Below are 16,666 nucleotides of genomic sequence, written 5' to 3'. Positions count from 1 at the left end.
TTTTAACGCCCTGCGGTTCATCCCGATTTTGCTTGCAAAATCGGGATGAACCGCAGGGAATTAAAAGTCTTTGAAGGGGGTCTGGGGGAAACTTTCTACAGAAAGTTTCCCCCAGGAGAGTCGGGAGGTCGTCGGGATTATGAATCTTGTAATAGTCGGGTTGAATCACAGGAGTTCGCCCGTGGAGATACGGGAAAAGGTATCTTTTCCGGCGGACGGCATAGCCGAGCCTTTGGGCAGGCTCACCAACCATTACGGTCTCAACGAGGCGGTCATAATCTCCACCTGCAACCGGGTGGAGATTGTCGCCGCCGTTGGGGACATGGAGAAGGGCGCCTGGCAGATAAAGGGTTTCATATCGGACTACCACGGCGTACCCATCGAGGAGCTCGACGACCATCTCTACGTGCACAGGGGGGAGGACGCCGTGCGTCACCTCTTCCGGGTGGCGTCGAGTCTCGACTCCATGGTCATGGGCGAGCCCCAGATACTGGGTCAGGTCAAGGAGGCCTACAGTCACGCCGTGGGGTGCAAGACGGCGGGGCTTGTGATGAACAAGCTCTTCCACAAGACCTTTTCCGTGGCCAAGCGCATAAGGACGGAGACGAGGATCGGCGCCTCGGCCGTCTCCATAAGCTTCGCCGCCGTGGAGCTTGCGCGGAAGATATTCGGTTCGCTTGCCGGCAGGTCGGTCATGCTCGTCGGCGCCGGCGAGATGGCCGAGCTCGCCGCCCGCCACCTCCTCTCCGACGGCGTAAGCGGCATCTTCGTGGCCAACAGGACCTATTCGCGGGCCGTGGAGATGGCCCGCGGCTTCGGCGGCAAGGCCATCATGTTCCGCGAGTTCACCCACTACCTCAAGGAGGTGGACATCGTCATCGCCAGCACCGGGGCCCGCAGCTTCATCATCAGACCCGAAGAGATAGAGGGCGTCATGCGCGAGCGCAAGCAGCGCCCCATGTTCTTCATCGACATCTCGGTGCCCCGCAACATAGACCCCCTGGTCAACAACATCGACAACGCCTATGTCTACGACATAGACGACCTGCAGGGAGTGGTGGAGGCCAACCTGCGCGAGCGGGCGAGGGAGGCGGGAGAGGCCGAGGCCATAATAGACGAGGAGATCGGGAACTTCTACAGGTGGGTGAAGTCGCTCGACGTGGTGCCCACCATCATAGCCCTCAACAGGCGGTTCGAGTCGATAAGGCGGGCCGAGCTCGAAAAGGCCCTCGCCTCGATGGGCGGGCTCACGGCCAAGCAGAAAAAGGTCCTCGACGCCATGAGCGCCGCCATAGTCAAGAAGATACTCCACGCCCCCGTCACCCACCTCAAGCGCGAGGCACACACGGTGGAGGGCGACTTCTTCGTCGAGGCGGCCAGGCGGCTCTTTGATCTGGAGGAGGGCGAAGAGGAGCTGAGGAGCGCCGGCGGCCGGAAGCGCTGAAGACCGGCCCGCAGGCAGCGGAAGGGGTTAAAGAAAAAATTGAAAAAGACGATAAGAATAGGCACGCGGGGCAGCAAGCTCGCCCTCTGGCAGAGCAACTGGGTGCGCACGGAGCTCATGCGGCGCCATCCTGACATCGATGTCGAGCTCGTGAGGATAAGGACAACGGGCGACAAGATACTGGACGTGCCGCTTGCCAGGGTGGGCGGCAAGGGACTCTTCGTAAAGGAGATAGAGGAGGCGCTGCTCGACGGCAGGGTGGACCTCGCGGTCCACTCGATGAAGGACGTGCCCACCGTCTTTCCCGACGGGCTTCACCTGCGGGCCGTGACCGAGCGTGAGGACCCGAGAGACGCCCTCGTCTGCCGCGCCGGCCGCCGCCTCTCGGAGCTCCCCCCGGGCGCCACGGTCGGCACCTCGAGCCTTCGCCGCAAGGCCCAGCTTCTTGCCTGCAGAGGCGACCTCGAGGTCCGGGAGCTTCGCGGCAACATAGACACGCGGCTGCGGAAGGCCGCCGACGGCGTGTACGACGCCGTCGTACTTGCCGGAGCGGGGCTTCGGCGCATGGGCTGGGGAGAGCGCATAACCGAGTACCTCGACGTGGAGGTGAGCCTTCCGGCCATAGGCCAGGGCGCCCTCGGCATAGAGACGGCGGTGGACAACGACTACATAAACGATCTGACCGCCTTCTTCGACCACGCCGACACGTCCAGGGCCGTGAGGGCCGAGCGGGCGTTTCTTGCGCGCCTTGAAGGAGGGTGCCAGGTCCCCATAGCGGCATACGGCGAGGTGAAGGGGGAGAGGCTAAGGCTGAGGGGACTGGTGGCCTCGGTCGACGGCTCCACGGTCGTCAGGGACTCGGTCGAGGGGCCGGCCTGTGATGCCGAGAGCCTCGGCACGACTCTCGCCGAAAGACTCCTCTCCCGCGGGGCCGACCGCATACTCGAGGAGCTTTACGGTCCGGCCTGAACCCCTGTGTGGGGACGGCCGGTCCATGGGTCTTTCCGGGGAAGTCTCCCTCAAAGCGGATTCGTAACGAGATGGCCAAGGGCGGCACGAAAAGGGGCGGACGGACGGAGTGGAGCATAGGGGGTCTCGTCGTCGTCGTATTCTGTCTCCTCTATCTGTACAGGGCTCCCATCGGTTTCCTCGACGTCCTGGAGCTCAAGACCTATGATCTGCGCATGAGGCTCTTCGGCGGCGAGCTCGACGAGCCGGCCGTGGCCATCGTGGCCATCGACCAGGAGAGCATCGCAAAGCTCGGCCGCTGGCCGTGGCCGCGCTCGCGCATAGCGGCGGCCGTGCAGAAGCTCAAGGGCGCCGGCGCCAGTGTCGTGGGGCTGGACATCCTTTTCACGGAGCCCGAGGAGAGCTCTGGGCTTGCAACGCTGAGGGCGCTGCGCGAGCAGTTCACAAGGCTCGGCCTCCACAAGACGGCCAAGGGCGCGAGGTTCTCAAAGGCCATGAAGCGCATGGCCGCCGACCTCGACAACGACAGCCGTCTGGCCGGCGCGGTCAAGGCGGCCGGCAACGTGGTCCTCCCCTTCGTCTTCGACATGTCGGGCAGGATACCGGCCATAAAGTCCGCTCCGCCGGGATTCATCACGAGGAACTCGCTGCCCGCCGGGTTCATCCCCCGCGGCGACTATCCCGTGGAGCCGCTCTCGGCTTCGGACCTCCTACCCCCCGTGCCCGCCATAGGCTCGGGCGCCGCGGCGCTGGGCCACCTGAACCGCTTCCCCGGACGCTTCCAGGACGGCGTCGACCGCTGGGAGCCGCTCTTCATAGAGTTCCAGGGACGCTACTACCCATCTTTCGCCCTCGCCGTCGCCCTCGCACACCTGGGCATGGACACCGGCTCGCTCCGCATGGGCAGCGGCCCGGAGGGCGAGTTCATCGAGCTCGGCCCGGCCGTCCTCCCCGTGGACTCGAACCTCGGCATGCTCGTAAGCTACTACGACGCCGAGGGCGCCTTTCCGGTCTACTCCTTCTTCGACTTCTACTACAACAAGATAAACCCCGACGCCTTCCGCGGCAAGGTGGTGCTCGTGGGCATAACCGACGTGGGGCTCGGCGACGCCGGACCCACGCCGCTTGCGCCGCTCTACTCGGGCGTGGAGCGGGAGGCCACGGTGGTGGAGAACATCATAAGGGCCAGGACCGTCACCCGGCCGTGGTGGGCCATGGCCGCGGGCCTGGCGGCCATAGTGGTGATGGGGCTCGTAACGACGGTGGTGCTCTCACGGCTTCCCGCAAAGGGAGGGGCCGTGGCCGCGCTGCTGCTCCTGGCCGCCTTTGTGGGCGCCGTCTTCTACGCCTTCGCCTTGCGCGGACTCTGGCTCGAGCTCACCCACCCGGCGCTTCTCGTGGTCGTCAACTACCTGGCCGTCACCTCGCGGCGCTTCTGGTTCGCCGAGGAGGCCAAGCAGGTGGCCGAGGTGGAGAGCGGCGAGGCCAACAAGCTGTTAGGGCTCACCTTCCAGAGCAAGGGCATGCTCGAGATGGCCTACGAAAAATTCAAGCGCATGCCCGTTGACGACGAAATGAAGGGTATACTTTACACCCTGGCCCTCGACTTCGAGAAAAAGAGGATGTGGCCCCAGGCGTACGACGTATTCGAGCACATAGGCGACGCCTCGTACAAGGACGTGGCCGCCAGGATGGAGCGGCTCAAGCACATCATCACCGGTCCGGGCGCCCGGCCCGAGCCCCGCAGCGCCGCCGGCGACACGGGACTCATAACCGAGGGGATGGAGCGGCCCACGCTCGGACGCTACGAACTCATCGAGGAGGTGGGCCGCGGCGCCATGGGTGTCGTCTACAGGGCGAGGGACCCGGTCATAAACCGTTACATGGCCATAAAGACCATAAACTTCGACGGCGTGGAAGAGCAGATGATCCCCCAGATAAAGGAGCGCTTCTTCCGCGAGGCCCAGAGCGCCGGCACGCTCCAGCACCCCAACATCCTCACCATCTACGACGTGGGCGAGGACAGCGGGCTCGCCTACATAGCCATGGAGCTCATCGAGGGCAGGGAGCTCGACAAGTGGATAAAGGGCGGCAAGCGCCTGCCCGTCAAGGAGGCCCTTGCCGTGGCGGCCAAGGTCGCCGACGCCCTCGACTACGCCCACTCCAAGGGCATAGTCCACAGGGACATAAAGCCGGCCAACATCATGGTCACCAAGAACGGCGTCATAAAGGTCATGGACTTCGGCATCGCCCACGTCCAGTCCTCCACCCAGACCAAGACGGGCGTGGTGCTCGGCACGCCGAGCTACATGTCGCCCGAGCAGGTCGAGGGGCGCAAGCTCGACGGCAGAAGCGACATCTTCTCGCTGGGCATAGTCCTCTACGAGCTCCTCACCGGCCACCGTCCCTTCAAGGGCGGCAACATAACGAGCATAATGTACAACATAGCCAAGTCCGACCCCCCTCCGCTCAGAAGCTACAACCAGTCGCTGCCGGAGTGCTGCCAGCGGCTCATCGACAGGGCGCTGGCAAAGGACAGGCGCCGCAGGTTCCAGACGGCCGGCGAGATGAGCTCCGCCGCCCTTGCGTGCATCAAGAGCATATGAAGGTTCGATACGCATACGGCACGGATATCGGAAGAAAACGCGACCAGAACGAGGACGCCTACCTGTGCAGGGAAGACCTGGGGCTCTTTCTCGTGGCCGACGGCATGGGAGGCCACAACTGCGGCGACGTGGCGAGCAAGACGGCCGTGGAGGTGGTGGAAAGGCTCTTCGACATGGCGGGCGACAGGGGCGCGGCGCCGGAAAGACTGCTCGTCGAGGGCGTGCAGCTCGCCAACAAGGCCATCTGGGAGATTGCGTCCACCATGCCCCAGTGCAGCGGCATGGGAACGACCATTACGGGGCTTGTCCTCACGGGCGGCTCCTTCTCGTTCGTCAACGTGGGCGACAGCCGCATATACGTGCTGAGCGGCGGGAGCGTGGAGCAGCTCACCGTGGACCACAGCCTCGTGGAGGAGCAGGTCTCCCGCGGGCTCATCACACGGAGCCAGGCCCGCCATTCGCCGAAGCGAAACATCATAACCAGGGCCCTCGGCGTGCGCAATCCCGTGGAGGTGGACGTGGGCAGCCGCGAGGCCGCGGCCGGCGAGACCGTGCTTCTCTGCTCCGACGGCCTTACCACGATGCTCGAGGACGAGGAGATCGCCTCCATCGTGGCGGCGAGGGGCGACGACATGGAGACCGCCGTGGCCGACCTCGTCGAGAAGGCCAACGAGCGGGGCGGCGACGACAATATAACGGTCGTCATGCTCCGTTTTTAGGGAAACTCTGATTTATTGCACCTGGGGAAACTTTCTGTAGAAGAGCCATAGGCCCACGTTTCCCCCAGACCCCCTTCAAAGACTTTTAATTCCCTGGGGATCACCCTGATTTTGCTTGGCAAAATCGGGGTGATCCCCAGGGCGTTAAAAGTTTTTGGAGGGAGTCTGAGGGAACCGTGGGTCCATGACCCTTTTACAAAAAGGTTCCCTCAGGCGGTCCGCTCCGGCCCACGACGTGCCGGGCGGCTTATTCCTCTTTAAAAACCCTTCATTTGGTGATATAGTCGATACGGTTGAAAGATACGGCCAGGAGCTACCATGCAGGTGCCTGCTACAGAGCTTGTCACTGAAAAAGGGTCCGTGCCCTTCGCCGACCTTGACGACCTCTTCAGGCGCGAGGTCGAGCCCATCATCTCCGACGGCTACGTATCGGCCGCCCACAAGGAGACCACGCGCTATCTCTTCATAATCGGCGGCAAGCCCTACTCGGCGGCCGTCGAGAGTCCGCTGGGCGGCAAGACGACGTCCATCAAGGAGTTCTTCACCTTCTGCAAGACCGTCGAAAGGGTAGACCTGCGGGCCGTGAAGGCCGACAAGAAGATCCTTCTGTGCATGCTCGTCCGCCTGGGCAAGAGGCCTGCGAAAGAGGCCCTTTCCGACGCCGTCAACATGGAGGACCTGGTAAGGAAGATCGAGGAGCAGGCAAAGGACATCATCGTCGTCACGGAGTCGGACGAAGGCCTCGGTTTCGCCATCTTCATCCGCGGCAAGGCCGCGTTCGTCCACCTTCCCGGGGCCGGCGAGACGACCATCGAAAAGCTCCTCCTCTACTGCTACGAGAGGGGCCGGCAGCGTCCGTTCAAGATAAAGGTCTACACCAATATCAAGGTCGTGCACGCCCCGGACTCCGAGCCCTTCCCCGACGAGGGAGTGGCCACCCACTACACCAAGGGCACACCCGATGCGTGGGTGGAGCTGTACGACGAGGGCGGAGAGCAGATAGGCAAGTTCCCGCTCGTCGAGGAGCTTCGCATCGGGCGCGACCCGGACAACGAGATACACCTGAGCGACAGGATGGTCTCGCGCCATCACGCCGTAATCCGCTACTGCGAGGGCCGCTTCGTGGCCGAAGACCTGGCGAGCACGAACGGCACCTTTCACAATGGCTCGCGCATAACCACGCTGGAGCTCGGCGACGGCGACGAGCTCAACATCGTGGGCTTCAGGCTCAGGTTCCGCTCGCCCAGGCGCAGCGCCGAAGAGAGCGGCACGGCCGAGCAGGCCCCCGACCTTGCGAGCCAGACCTTCTATGCCGACGGCAGCGAAAAGAAGAGCCTCGTCCCCTCGGCGGCCCTTTACATGAACGACGGCTCGGTCCATCCCCTGGGCAGCATCACCACCATAGGAAAGGGCGAGGACTCGGACATCAGGGTCGACGGCATGCTCATGGCCAAACGCCACGCCGTCATCATACGGGGCAAGGACCGCTTCACGGTGCTGAAGAAGGCCGTGCTCGCCCCGGTGAAGGTCAACGGCAGGAAGGTCACCGAACACCCCTTGAGCGACGGCGACGTCATAGAGGTCGGCCCCCTGAAGATGACCTTCAAGGGCTGACACCCCCAGGCCCCCTCGATACCCGCGCTCCTCCCCTCCCCCCGCGCCGCTTTCCCCCGGCCCCCCTTCAAAGACTTTCGACTCCCCGCGGCCCTTGACAGCCGGCCGTTGCAGGTTATATGCTCTGTCTATGGAAGATAGAGAGCGGCCGTGGGCGCCGGGCGGCGTGGAAGGGGGGTTGACCCTACTTAAGAGCCGTGAAGAGATAGGGGAGATCGTCGGGCGGCTCGCATCGCGCATATCCGCCGACTACGGCGCGACGACACCCGTGCTCGTCGGCATACTGAAGGGCTCGTTCGTCTTCCTCGCCGACCTCTGCCGGGCGCTCTCCATACCCCACGAGGTGGACTTCATAAGGACGAGCTCTTACGGCAGGGACGGGACACCGTCCTCCGAGGTGCATATTCTCAAGGACACGGAGCTGGCGGTGGAGGGCCGCCACGTGATCGTCGTGGAGGACATCGTAGACCGCGGCGCTACGCTCACGGCGCTCCTGCGCCACATGGAGGCCAAGAGACCGGCCTCGATCAGGGTCTGCGCCCTCCTGCGCCGCGCTCCGGCAGGGCCGGGGCCGCTCGACGCGGCTATCCACTACCTCGGCGCCGTCGTCGGCGAGGGCTTCGTCGTCGGCTACGGCATGGACTACAGGGAGGGCCTGCGGGGTCTGCCGGACCTCTATACCGTCGGCCGCCGCGGGCATGAACAACGGTGACGCTGCCCCCCCTCATAGAAGCGCTCCTCGACCCGGCCTCCTACGCCGACCCCCCGGAGCGCGTCGAGCTCGTCCAGACCCATATCTCCTATATCTTCCTTACGCCGCGGCTCGTCTACAAGGTGAAAAAGCCCCTCGACCTCGGCTTTCTCGACTTCTCCACCCTCGAAAAGCGCCTTCGCTGCTGCACCGAAGAGGTGCGCCTCAACAGGCGTTTTTCAAAGGGCGTCTACCTCGGCGTGGCGGCCGTCACGGCGCGGGACGGCTCGTTCGTGATGGAGGGCGAAGGCAGCGCCGTCGAGTACGCCGTCAAGATGCGGAGGCTGCCCGCGGAGTCGATGCTTTCGGCGCTTATCGAGCGCGGCGAGGCCGGTGCGGCCACGGTGGAGCGCATAGCCCGCGCCGTCGCCTCCTTCCACGCCGCTACCCGCACCGACCGGCGCATAGCCCGTTACGGCCGTCCCGAGGCCGTAAGGGCCAACACGGACGAGAACTTCGCCCAGACAAGGCGTTTCCGCGGCAGGACCGTCACCGCCGAATCCTACGAAGAGATACGGGCCTATACCGACCGTTTCCTCGCCGAAAAGAGGGGTCTTCTGGAGGGACGCGTCGCCGGCGGCCATATCCGGGACTGCCACGGCGACCTCCACAGCGAGCACATCTCCGTAACCGACGGCATCAACATCATCGACTGCATCGAGTTCAACGAGCGCTTCCGCTACGGCGACAGGGCGGCCGACATAGCCTTCCTCTCCATGGACCTCGACTGCCGCGGCAGAGGAGACCTCTCGCAAAGGCTCGACAGGGCCTACTTCGAGGCGGCGGACGACGAAGACGGCCCCCTCCTGATGGACTTCTACCGCTGCTACCGCGCCTACGTGCGCGGCAAGGTGGAAAGCTTCAGGTACGAGGAGCCCGAGGTGCCGGCAAGCGAGCGCCGCCTGGCGGCCCTCTCGGCCGCCCGCCACTTCCACCTCGCCCGGCTCTACGCCACCGGAGGCTTCAGGCCCGACCTGCTCGTGGTCTGCGGCCTCACGGGCACGGGCAAGAGCACGCTCGCCGCCGCGCTCTCCGGTCTCACCGCCATGCCCGTCCTCTCGTCGGACATCGTCAGAAAGGAGCTCACCGGCACGCCGCGCCGCACCCGCAGGCTCGACCCCTACGGCAAGGGCATCTACGCCCCGGAGATCACGGCCCGCACCTACGACGAGCTCGTGGCCCGCGCCGAGAGACTGCTCGCCGAGCGCCGCCCCGTCATCGTAGACGCCACCTTCACGAAAAAGGAGTTTATGGAAAGGGCCGCCGCCGCGGCGGCGCGGCGCGGCGCCCGGTTTCTCGTCGTAAGGTGCACGGCGCCGGAAGAGGAGATCAAGAGGAGGCTTGAAAGACGCTTCGGCGCCGGAGAGACGGCCCCAGCCGTATCGGACGGCCGATGGGAGATCTACGTGAGACAGAAGGCCGCCGCCGATGGCTTCGAGGCCCACCTGACGGTCGACACCTCGGCCCCCCTGGAGCGGAGCTGCGACCGCGTGCTGAGTCTCCTGTACTCAATCCCACCGGAGGCCCTCTCCCTATGAAGGGCCCGGCCGTCCCGGGGCGGCGCCCTACAGGCGGCCTTTATGGTATCCTCTCCCCCGAATCCCGCTGAAAGGAGCATCGACCCGCCATGAAGGTACTTTATTTCGACTGCATATGCGGCATAAGCGGCGACATGACGCTCGGGGCGCTGGTGGACCTGGGCGTCGATCTGCGGTGGCTCGAAAGCGAGCTGGGCAGGCTGCCCCTCGGCGGCTACGGGCTGAGGGCCGAAAGACAGCACCGTCACGGCATCGGCGGAACGAGGCTCCACGTGGATATCTCCGAGACCCGCCACCACCGCACCTTCGCCGTCATACGGGAGATGATCGAAGGCAGCGCCCTGGCCGACGACGTAAAGGAGCTTGCCCTTCGCATATTCCGCACCCTGGCCGAGGCCGAGGCGAGGGTGCACGGCGTCGATGTGGAGGAAGTGCATTTCCACGAGGTCGGCGCCGTCGACTCCATCGTCGATATCGTTGGAGCGGCCCTGTGCCTGCGCCGCCTCGCCCCGGAGCGGGTCACGGCCTCGCCGCTTCCGCTGGGCACGGGTTTCATCGACGCGGCCCACGGCCGCATGCCCGTGCCTGCTCCCGCCTCGCTGGAGATACTCAGGGGAGTGCCAACGGCGCCGTCGGATATCCGCTTCGAGCTCACGACCCCCACGGGCGCGGCCATCATAAAGACCGTGGCCGACGGTTTCGGCCCCCTGCCACCCATGACAATAGGCAAAAGCGGCTACGGCGTGGGAAGCCGCGACTTCGCCGAGGCGCCGAACGTGCTGAGGGTCATCGAGGGCGAGCTGCGCGATGGCGGCCGGCGCACAGAGAGGCTCACGGTAATCGAGACCAACGTGGACGACATGAGTCCCGAGGCGGCCGGCTACCTGATGGAGAGGCTTCTGTCCGCAGGGGCCCTCGACGTCTTTTTCACGGCCGTGCAGATGAAGAAGAACAGGCCCGGGCTCCTCGTCACCGTGCTCGCCGAGGAGCACGGGGTCCGCGAGCTCACGGAGATAATCTTCTCCGAGTCGACGACGCTCGGCGTAAGGACCCGGACGGTGGAGCGGATCTCGCTTCCGAGAAAGACGGTGAAGGTGGAGACCCCTTACGGGACCGTGCGGGTGAAGGCCGTGGAGCGGGACGGCCGCTTTGTGGACGGCCGCCCAGAGTTCGAGGACTGCCGGGCCGCGGCCGCGGCCGCGGGAGCGCCGCTCGTTGTAGTCATGGACGCCGCCAGGGAGGCTGCGCGCCGCGAGCTCGCAAGGGGCTGAAGACACCGCCGCCGCCTGCGTCGACTCGCGTCCCCCGTGGAAAAAACCTTGTCTTGCACCCTCTTCTGGTGCATACTATCGTGATATGGAGCTTGCCATCGGACCGGTACTCTTCGAGTGGAAGCGCTCGGAGCTTCTCGATTTCTACGACAAGGCGGCGCGCTCCGCCGTGGACAGGGTATACCTCGGCGAGGTCGTTTGCGTGAAGAAGCGCGGCCTCTCCATCGACGACATGCTCGAGGTCGGCCGCGGGCTCGAAAGGGCCGGAAAGAAGGTCGTCGTCTCCACGCTGGCCGTCGTCTCCAACGACGAGGAGCTCGACCTCGTGCGCCGTGTGCTCGACCTCCCCTTCGCCGTGGAGGCCAACGACATGTCGGTCTTCAACATGGCCGACCCGAAAGAGCGCGAGATCTACGCCGGACCGCACATCACGACCTACAACGTCCCGTCCGTGGAGTGCCTGGCGGAGCTCGGCGTCCGCGGTGTGTGCGCTCCGGTGGAGCTTTCACGCGAGTCCCTGCGCTACAACATCGAACACACCTCGGTGCCGACCGAGGTCTTCTGCCACGGCAAGGTGCCGCTGGCCTTCTCCTGGCGCTGCTACACGTCGCGGGCCTACGGCCGAACCAAGGGTGAGTGCGCCCATGACTGCGCCCGCTGGCCCGACGGCATGGAGACGGCCACGCTCGACGGCGAGCGGGCCTTTACCATAAACGGCACCTCCGTTCTCAGCGCCGCCACCTACAGCCTCGTCGAGTACGTCGAAGACCTCGAGGCCATAGGGGTGGCGGCGCTCCGCATCTCGCCGGGCGGCAGGGACACCTTCGAGGCCGTCGATATCTTCCGCCGCCGCATGGACGGAGCTCTCTCCGCCGAAGAGGCGGCGGCCGAGCTCGAGGCCCTCAGCCCGGGCGGACTCTGCAACGGGTGGTACCTGGCGGGGCCGGGAAAGGTCTATATATCCGCGGCCCAGGGCCTGGCGGGAGCTTCTTGACGAGGCCATGATTTTTGCACTGAGGGAACCTTTTGTAAAAGGGTCACAGACCCCCGGTTCCCTCAGACTCCCTCCAAAGACTTTTAACGCGAGTTGGTTTCCCCCTGTTTTGCCAAGCAAAACAGGGGGAAACCAACTCGTATTAAAAGTCTTTGAAGGGGGGCCGGGGGAAACTTTCTTCAGAAAGTTTCCCCCGGAAAAGACCGAAGGGAGGGGGGAAGATGGCGGACTTCATAGACAGGGCCATACTCATAGGCATAGGGCTTGAGAAGAAGGCGAAGCAGATGATGGACGAGCTCGCGGCCCTCGGCAGCCGGGAGAGCGGCGAGGGCGCCGAGGCCGAAGAGGAGCTCTCGGCCAGGCAGCGCATCGAGAACAAGGTGGTCGACGAGGGTGTGGCGGCGCTGCGCGAGATAATCTCGGTCTTGCGCGAGGGCAAGGAGAAGCTCGACCGCGAGGTCGTGGAGAAGGCGGAGCTGCTCCTTGAGAGGCTCCACGTGGCCACGACCGAGGAACTCGACGTGGTCAAGGAGATGGCCCGCACGGCGAGGGAGAAGGTCGATAAGCTCGAAAGGCGCGTAAAGAAGCTCGAAGAGAAGCTGAAGGAGAAAAAGGACAAGGACAAGGAGAAGTAGGCCGGCGGCCCGCCTCTCGGGGACCGCTCCTGGAGCCGTCTCTTCGCCGCGCCGCCGGCCGCTTTACATCCCCTGTCGGGCCGGCAAGGCGCACAGTCCGTCCCCGCCCGTCGGTTTTCGATGAAGATCAGCAGAGTCAGAAGACTTCACAAGATAGTTGCCACCCTCACGGGCTACGGCTTCGGCGGGCTCGTCTCGGAGCTGCGCATCTTCCCCTTCCTTCCGCTCTTCGAGCGTGTGCTGCTCAGAAGGAAGGAGGCCGGCCTCCCTACCGCCGTGCGCATAAGGCTCGTCCTCGAAGAGCTCGGCCCCACCTTCATAAAGCTCGGACAGGTGGCCTCCACGCGCGCCGACTTCCTCCCTTCCGACTGGGTCGAGGAGCTCAAGAAGCTGCAGGACATGGTCCCGCCCGTCCCCTTCGACGAGGTGAAGGCCGTGGTGGAGCGCTCTCTCGAAGGGCCGCTGGAAGAGAAGTTCCGCAGCTTCGAGGCCGAGCCCGTGGCCTCGGCGTCCATCGCCCAGGTCCACTACGCCACCCTCCACGACGGCTCGGAGGTGGCCGTCAAGGTGAGGCGTCCTGGCATCGGCGAGACGATAGAGTCGGACCTCGCCGTCATGTGGCTCGTAGCCGACCTCCTCGTAAAGTACGTGCCCCAGGCGCGCCGCTACAGGCCCCGCGAGGTGGTGCGCGAGTTCTCGCGGGTCATACACAGCGAGCAGGACTTCACCGTCGAGGGCGCCCACGCCAACCGTTTCGCCCGCATGTTCGAGGGCGACCCCACGGTGCGCATACCGAAGGTCTACTGGAAGCTCACCACCGCCGAGGTCCTGACCCTCGAGCGCATAAGCGGCGTGCCCATAGACGAGGTGGAGGAGCTCAAGCGCCGGGGGCACGACGTGAAAAAGGTCTCGGTCAACGGCATAAAGGCCTTCTTCAAGCAGGTCTTCGAGCACGGCGTCTTCCACGCCGACCTCCACCCCGGCAACATCTTCGTCGGCGACGACGGCGTCATAATATACCTCGACTTCGGCATCGTGGGAAGGCTCGACCGGGAGCTCAAGACCTACCTCGCCACCATGCTCTTTCACCTGGTGCGCGAGGATTACCGCCGCATGGCCATCGTCCACCGCCAGATGGGGCTCATCGGAAGGGACGTGGACCTCGACGAGTTCGAAGACGCCCTGCGCGACATCGCCGAGCCCATATTCGGCAAGTCGCTCGAGGAGATCAAGATATCGGCCCTGCTCATGAAGCTCATCCGCACGGCCCGCCGCTTCAACATGCGGCTCCAGCCCAACCTCCTGCTCCTCCAGAAGTCGATGGTCATCATCGAGGGGGTGGGCCGCCAGCTCTATCCCGACATAAACATGTGGGAGGTGGCCAGGCCCCTCATATACAAGTGGATGGTGCGCGAGAAGTTTTCGCCGAAGAAGGCCCTGGAAAAGGGCCGCGACTACGCCGGCGAGCTCGTCGACGCGGCCATCGAGCTTCCGGGCTCGGTCAACAGCCTCGTGCGGGCCGCCGTGGACGAGGAGCTGCGCATAGGCTTCGTCCATCACCGCCTCGAGGGCCTCTCCGACGAGATAGGAGGAGCCGGCCGGCGCATCGAAAAGGGCCTGGTGACGGCGGCGCTCCTTGTGGGCGCCTTCATGGCCGGCGTCTTCTCGGGACCCGACGCGCCGCGCCTTGCCGGCGTGCCGCTCCTGAGCCTGGCGGGCTTTGCCGCCGCCGTCCTCTTTCGCCACCTGGCCGGCCGCTGGGAGCGCGGCGGCGACGAGGTGTAGAGGTTTCGACCGGGGAAGCTCTGACTAATTGCCCTGGGGGAAACTTTCTGAAGAAAGTTTCCCCCAGACCCCCTTCAAAGACTTTTAACTTGGGCTAAAGAACCTCGCTTCCTTGGACGATCATGAAAACCAACGCGGCTCGAAGAGCAAACAAAAAGTTTTTGGAGGGAGTCTGAGGGAACCGTGGGTCTGTGACCCTTTTACAAAAAGGTTCCCTCAGTGTAATAAATCGGAGTTTTCTTCAGACTTGAAGTTCATTGCGAAGAAACGAGGCTCATAAGCCGCGGGACGGGAGAGATGAAGGAGAAGAAGGACAAGGCCCCAGAGACAGGGGAGAAGAAGACCTATTTCGGCAACAGGGTCGTGGCCGTGGAGGAGAAGAAGGGGCTCGTGCGCCAGGTCTTCGACTCGGTGGCCGACAAGTACGACCTCATGAACGACCTCATGAGCTTCGGCACCCACCGGCTCTGGAAGAGGTTTCTCGTCGAGAAGACGGGGCTGCGGCCGGGCGACAGGGCCCTCGACGTGGCCGGCGGCACGGCCGACATAGCGCTTCTCATGGCGGAGCGGGTGGGTGCCGGCGGCAGGGTGGTCGTATACGACATAAACGGCGAGATGCTGAGGGTGGGGCGCGACAAGTGCATCGACCGCGGAAGACTCGACACCCTGTGGTTCGTCCAGGGCGACGCAGAGCGCATAAGCTTCGCCGACAACACCTTCCACTGCGCTACAGTCGGCTTCGGCATACGCAACGTAACGCACATCGGTGACGCCCTCGAGGAGATGACCCGCGTGGTCAAGCCGGGCGGGCGCGTGCTCTGTCTCGAGTTCTCCCATCCGACGAGCAGGCTCTTCTCGAGGCTCTACGACATCTACTCCTTCAGCATAATCCCCCGCATAGGCGAGCGCATAACCGGCAACCGCGAGGCCTACACCTACCTGCCCGAGTCGATACGCAAGTTTCCGGCCCAGGAGGAGTTCAAGGCGATGATGGAGCGGGCCGGCCTCTACGGCGTCAGGTACTACAACATATTCGGCGGCGTGGCCGCCCTACACGTGGGACACAAGGTGTGAGGGGATGAGAAGGGAAAACGTCGAAAAGATCGGGGATCTCCTGATGGAGCTGGCGGCCCCTGCGCTGAGGGCGGCGCCCCGCTGCGCCGAGGCCGTGGCCGTGGGCGCGGCGCTCTCGCTCGTACTGGAGCGTAACCCCTCGCTCAGGCAAAGGCTCGGCGAGCTGGCGGGCAAGGTCTTTTTCTTCTCGGCCAAGGACATCAAAAAGGACTTTTATCTCGTCGTAACCGCCGACGGCGTGGCCGTCCGCCTCCACTGCGCCCGGAAACCCGACGTGACCATGCGCGGAGACGTGAAGGTCCTGCTCGGGCTCGTGCTCGGTGCCGAAGACCCCGACACCGTCTTCTTCTCCCGGCGGCTGGAGATCTCCGGCGATACGGCGGCGGCCATCCACCTGAAGAACATCCTCGCAAGTCTTTGAGCCGCGCCTGACTCGGTAAGCGGGATTCCTCAGCCGCCGTCAAGGGTCCTTGCCTTCCCCGCGCCCCGCCCCCTGCCGCGGTTGACACCGTCGCACTCCTTCTGTTACACTTCACCCTGTTTTTCGGCATTCAACTTCATGAGGAAAGGCGGAGACCATGGAGCAGACGCGATGGCGGCAGGACTTTTTCGATGACGTGGAGCCCATAAAGGTGCGCGACCCCCTGGCCTACGTCCTTGGGGCGCAGGACGAGGGCATGCCCATGGTCTTCACCTACGGCGATGCCGTGCGGCTTGCCGGCCATTCGTGCCCGGCCGTCTCGGGCGCCTACAAGCTGACGGCCAAGGCGCTCAAGGCCCTCTATCCCGACGAGCTTCCCGTGCGTGGCGAGATACGGGTGCTCGTAAAGGGCTCCGCCGCCGACCTCGCCTACGGCCCCCAGGCCCAGGTCATAACCCTCATAACTGGCGCCGCCGGAAAGGCGGGCTTCAAGGGGCTGGGCGGGAGGTTTTCGCGCAACGGAAAGCTCTTCTTCGACCCCTCGGACCCGCGCTTCAACACCTTCATATTCCAGCGCGAAGACACGGATGCCGCCGTGGAGGTCGTCTACAACCCGTCGGTCCTGCCGGGGGACCCGCGCACAAGCGAGCTCATGGGCCTGGTGCTTCGCGGCATGGCCACGCAGCGCCAGCACGACGAGTTCGTCTCGCTCTGGCAGGGGAAGGTGCGCTCCATCCTGCTGGAAGACGAGTCCCATCCCGGTCTCTTCACCGTAAGGACCCTCGAGGGCTTCGACTTCCCCGACGCATCGAGGCTCGAAGAGGCTTAAAGCACAGCGGGAGGTA

14 protein-coding genes are annotated in these 16,666 nt (G+C 64.5%); all 14 read left to right on the top strand.

The window, feature by feature from the left end:
• Positions 1–139: 139 nt before the first annotated feature.
• The 14 genes from ENJ37_04890 (at position 140) to ENJ37_04825 (ending at position 16,650) form a co-directional block, all read left to right on the top strand.
• On the top strand, positions 140–1,444 hold the full coding sequence (locus ENJ37_04890; protein HHL39820.1) for a glutamyl-tRNA reductase: 1,305 nt from the start codon (positions 140–142) through the stop codon (positions 1,442–1,444).
• 39 nt (positions 1,445–1,483) lie between these two features.
• Positions 1,484–2,413, top strand: a complete 930-nt coding sequence (gene hemC / locus ENJ37_04885) for a hydroxymethylbilane synthase (GenBank protein HHL39819.1) — start codon at positions 1,484–1,486, stop codon at positions 2,411–2,413.
• Positions 2,414–2,484: 71 nt separating this feature from the next.
• Positions 2,485–5,019: a CHASE2 domain-containing protein gene (locus ENJ37_04880; protein ID HHL39818.1), complete on the top strand. Its 2,535-nt coding sequence runs from the start codon at positions 2,485–2,487 to the stop codon at positions 5,017–5,019.
• The gene (locus ENJ37_04875) at positions 5,016–5,738 is read left to right on the top strand and encodes a Stp1/IreP family PP2C-type Ser/Thr phosphatase (protein HHL39817.1); all 723 of its coding nucleotides are present in this window, start codon (positions 5,016–5,018) and stop codon (positions 5,736–5,738) included. The genes ENJ37_04880 and ENJ37_04875 overlap by 4 nt, the downstream gene beginning before the upstream one ends.
• 318 nt (positions 5,739–6,056) lie before the next feature.
• A complete protein-coding gene (locus ENJ37_04870; GenBank protein HHL39816.1) occupies positions 6,057–7,352 on the top strand; it encodes an FHA domain-containing protein in 1,296 nt (431 codons plus the stop codon).
• Positions 7,353–7,482: 130 nt separating this feature from the next.
• On the top strand, positions 7,483–8,064 hold the full coding sequence (locus ENJ37_04865) for a hypoxanthine phosphoribosyltransferase (GenBank protein HHL39815.1): 582 nt from the start codon (positions 7,483–7,485) through the stop codon (positions 8,062–8,064).
• The gene (locus ENJ37_04860) at positions 8,061–9,641 is read left to right on the top strand and encodes a kinase (GenBank protein ID HHL39814.1); all 1,581 of its coding nucleotides are present in this window, start codon (positions 8,061–8,063) and stop codon (positions 9,639–9,641) included. Before ENJ37_04865 ends, ENJ37_04860 begins: the two co-directional genes overlap by 4 nt.
• A gap of 89 nt (positions 9,642–9,730) precedes the next feature.
• Positions 9,731–10,912, top strand: a complete 1,182-nt coding sequence (gene larC, locus ENJ37_04855; protein ID HHL39813.1) for a nickel pincer cofactor biosynthesis protein LarC — start codon at positions 9,731–9,733, stop codon at positions 10,910–10,912.
• Positions 10,913–10,997: 85 nt separating this feature from the next.
• Positions 10,998–11,906 carry a U32 family peptidase gene (locus ENJ37_04850; protein HHL39812.1) on the top strand — a complete coding sequence of 303 codons (909 nt, stop codon included), beginning with the start codon at positions 10,998–11,000 and terminating at the stop codon, positions 11,904–11,906.
• A gap of 221 nt (positions 11,907–12,127) precedes the next feature.
• Entirely contained in the window at positions 12,128–12,541 is a 414-nt protein-coding gene (locus ENJ37_04845) for a hypothetical protein (protein ID HHL39811.1), read from the top strand.
• A gap of 120 nt (positions 12,542–12,661) precedes the next feature.
• Positions 12,662–14,326 (top strand): 2-polyprenylphenol 6-hydroxylase, encoded by a 1,665-nt coding sequence (gene ubiB, locus ENJ37_04840; protein HHL39810.1) that lies wholly within the window; start codon positions 12,662–12,664, stop codon positions 14,324–14,326.
• A gap of 297 nt (positions 14,327–14,623) precedes the next feature.
• On the top strand, positions 14,624–15,400 hold the full coding sequence (gene ubiE, locus ENJ37_04835; protein HHL39809.1) for a bifunctional demethylmenaquinone methyltransferase/2-methoxy-6-polyprenyl-1,4-benzoquinol methylase UbiE: 777 nt from the start codon (positions 14,624–14,626) through the stop codon (positions 15,398–15,400).
• A 4-nt stretch (positions 15,401–15,404) separates the two neighbouring features.
• Positions 15,405–15,821: an SCP2 sterol-binding domain-containing protein gene (locus ENJ37_04830; GenBank protein HHL39808.1), complete on the top strand. Its 417-nt coding sequence runs from the start codon at positions 15,405–15,407 to the stop codon at positions 15,819–15,821.
• A 157-nt stretch (positions 15,822–15,978) separates the two neighbouring features.
• A complete protein-coding gene (locus ENJ37_04825) occupies positions 15,979–16,650 on the top strand; it encodes a hypothetical protein (GenBank protein ID HHL39807.1) in 672 nt (223 codons plus the stop codon).
• The last annotated feature ends 16 nt before the right edge of the window (positions 16,651–16,666 follow it).

This window comes from Deltaproteobacteria bacterium (assembly GCA_011375175.1).
Lineage (GTDB): Bacteria > Desulfobacterota > GWC2-55-46 > GWC2-55-46 > DRME01 > DRME01.
The sequence above is the reverse complement of the archived record's forward strand: the minus strand, read 5'-3'. Positions and strand labels throughout refer to the sequence as shown.

Coding starts and splice junctions, on each gene's coding strand:
- ENJ37_04825 (HHL39807.1), top strand. CDS start 15,979: ATGGAGCAGACGCGATGGCGGCAGGACTTTTTCGATGACGTGGAGCCC.
- ENJ37_04890 (HHL39820.1), top strand. CDS start 140: ATGAATCTTGTAATAGTCGGGTTGAATCACAGGAGTTCGCCCGTGGAG.
- ENJ37_04850 (HHL39812.1), top strand. CDS start 10,998: ATGGAGCTTGCCATCGGACCGGTACTCTTCGAGTGGAAGCGCTCGGAG.
- ENJ37_04880 (HHL39818.1), top strand. CDS start 2,485: ATGGCCAAGGGCGGCACGAAAAGGGGCGGACGGACGGAGTGGAGCATA.
- ENJ37_04830 (HHL39808.1), top strand. CDS start 15,405: ATGAGAAGGGAAAACGTCGAAAAGATCGGGGATCTCCTGATGGAGCTG.
- ubiB (HHL39810.1), top strand. CDS start 12,662: ATGAAGATCAGCAGAGTCAGAAGACTTCACAAGATAGTTGCCACCCTC.
- ENJ37_04845 (HHL39811.1), top strand. CDS start 12,128: ATGGCGGACTTCATAGACAGGGCCATACTCATAGGCATAGGGCTTGAG.
- ubiE (HHL39809.1), top strand. CDS start 14,624: ATGAAGGAGAAGAAGGACAAGGCCCCAGAGACAGGGGAGAAGAAGACC.
- ENJ37_04870 (HHL39816.1), top strand. CDS start 6,057: ATGCAGGTGCCTGCTACAGAGCTTGTCACTGAAAAAGGGTCCGTGCCC.
- larC (HHL39813.1), top strand. CDS start 9,731: ATGAAGGTACTTTATTTCGACTGCATATGCGGCATAAGCGGCGACATG.
- ENJ37_04865 (HHL39815.1), top strand. CDS start 7,483: ATGGAAGATAGAGAGCGGCCGTGGGCGCCGGGCGGCGTGGAAGGGGGG.
- ENJ37_04875 (HHL39817.1), top strand. CDS start 5,016: ATGAAGGTTCGATACGCATACGGCACGGATATCGGAAGAAAACGCGAC.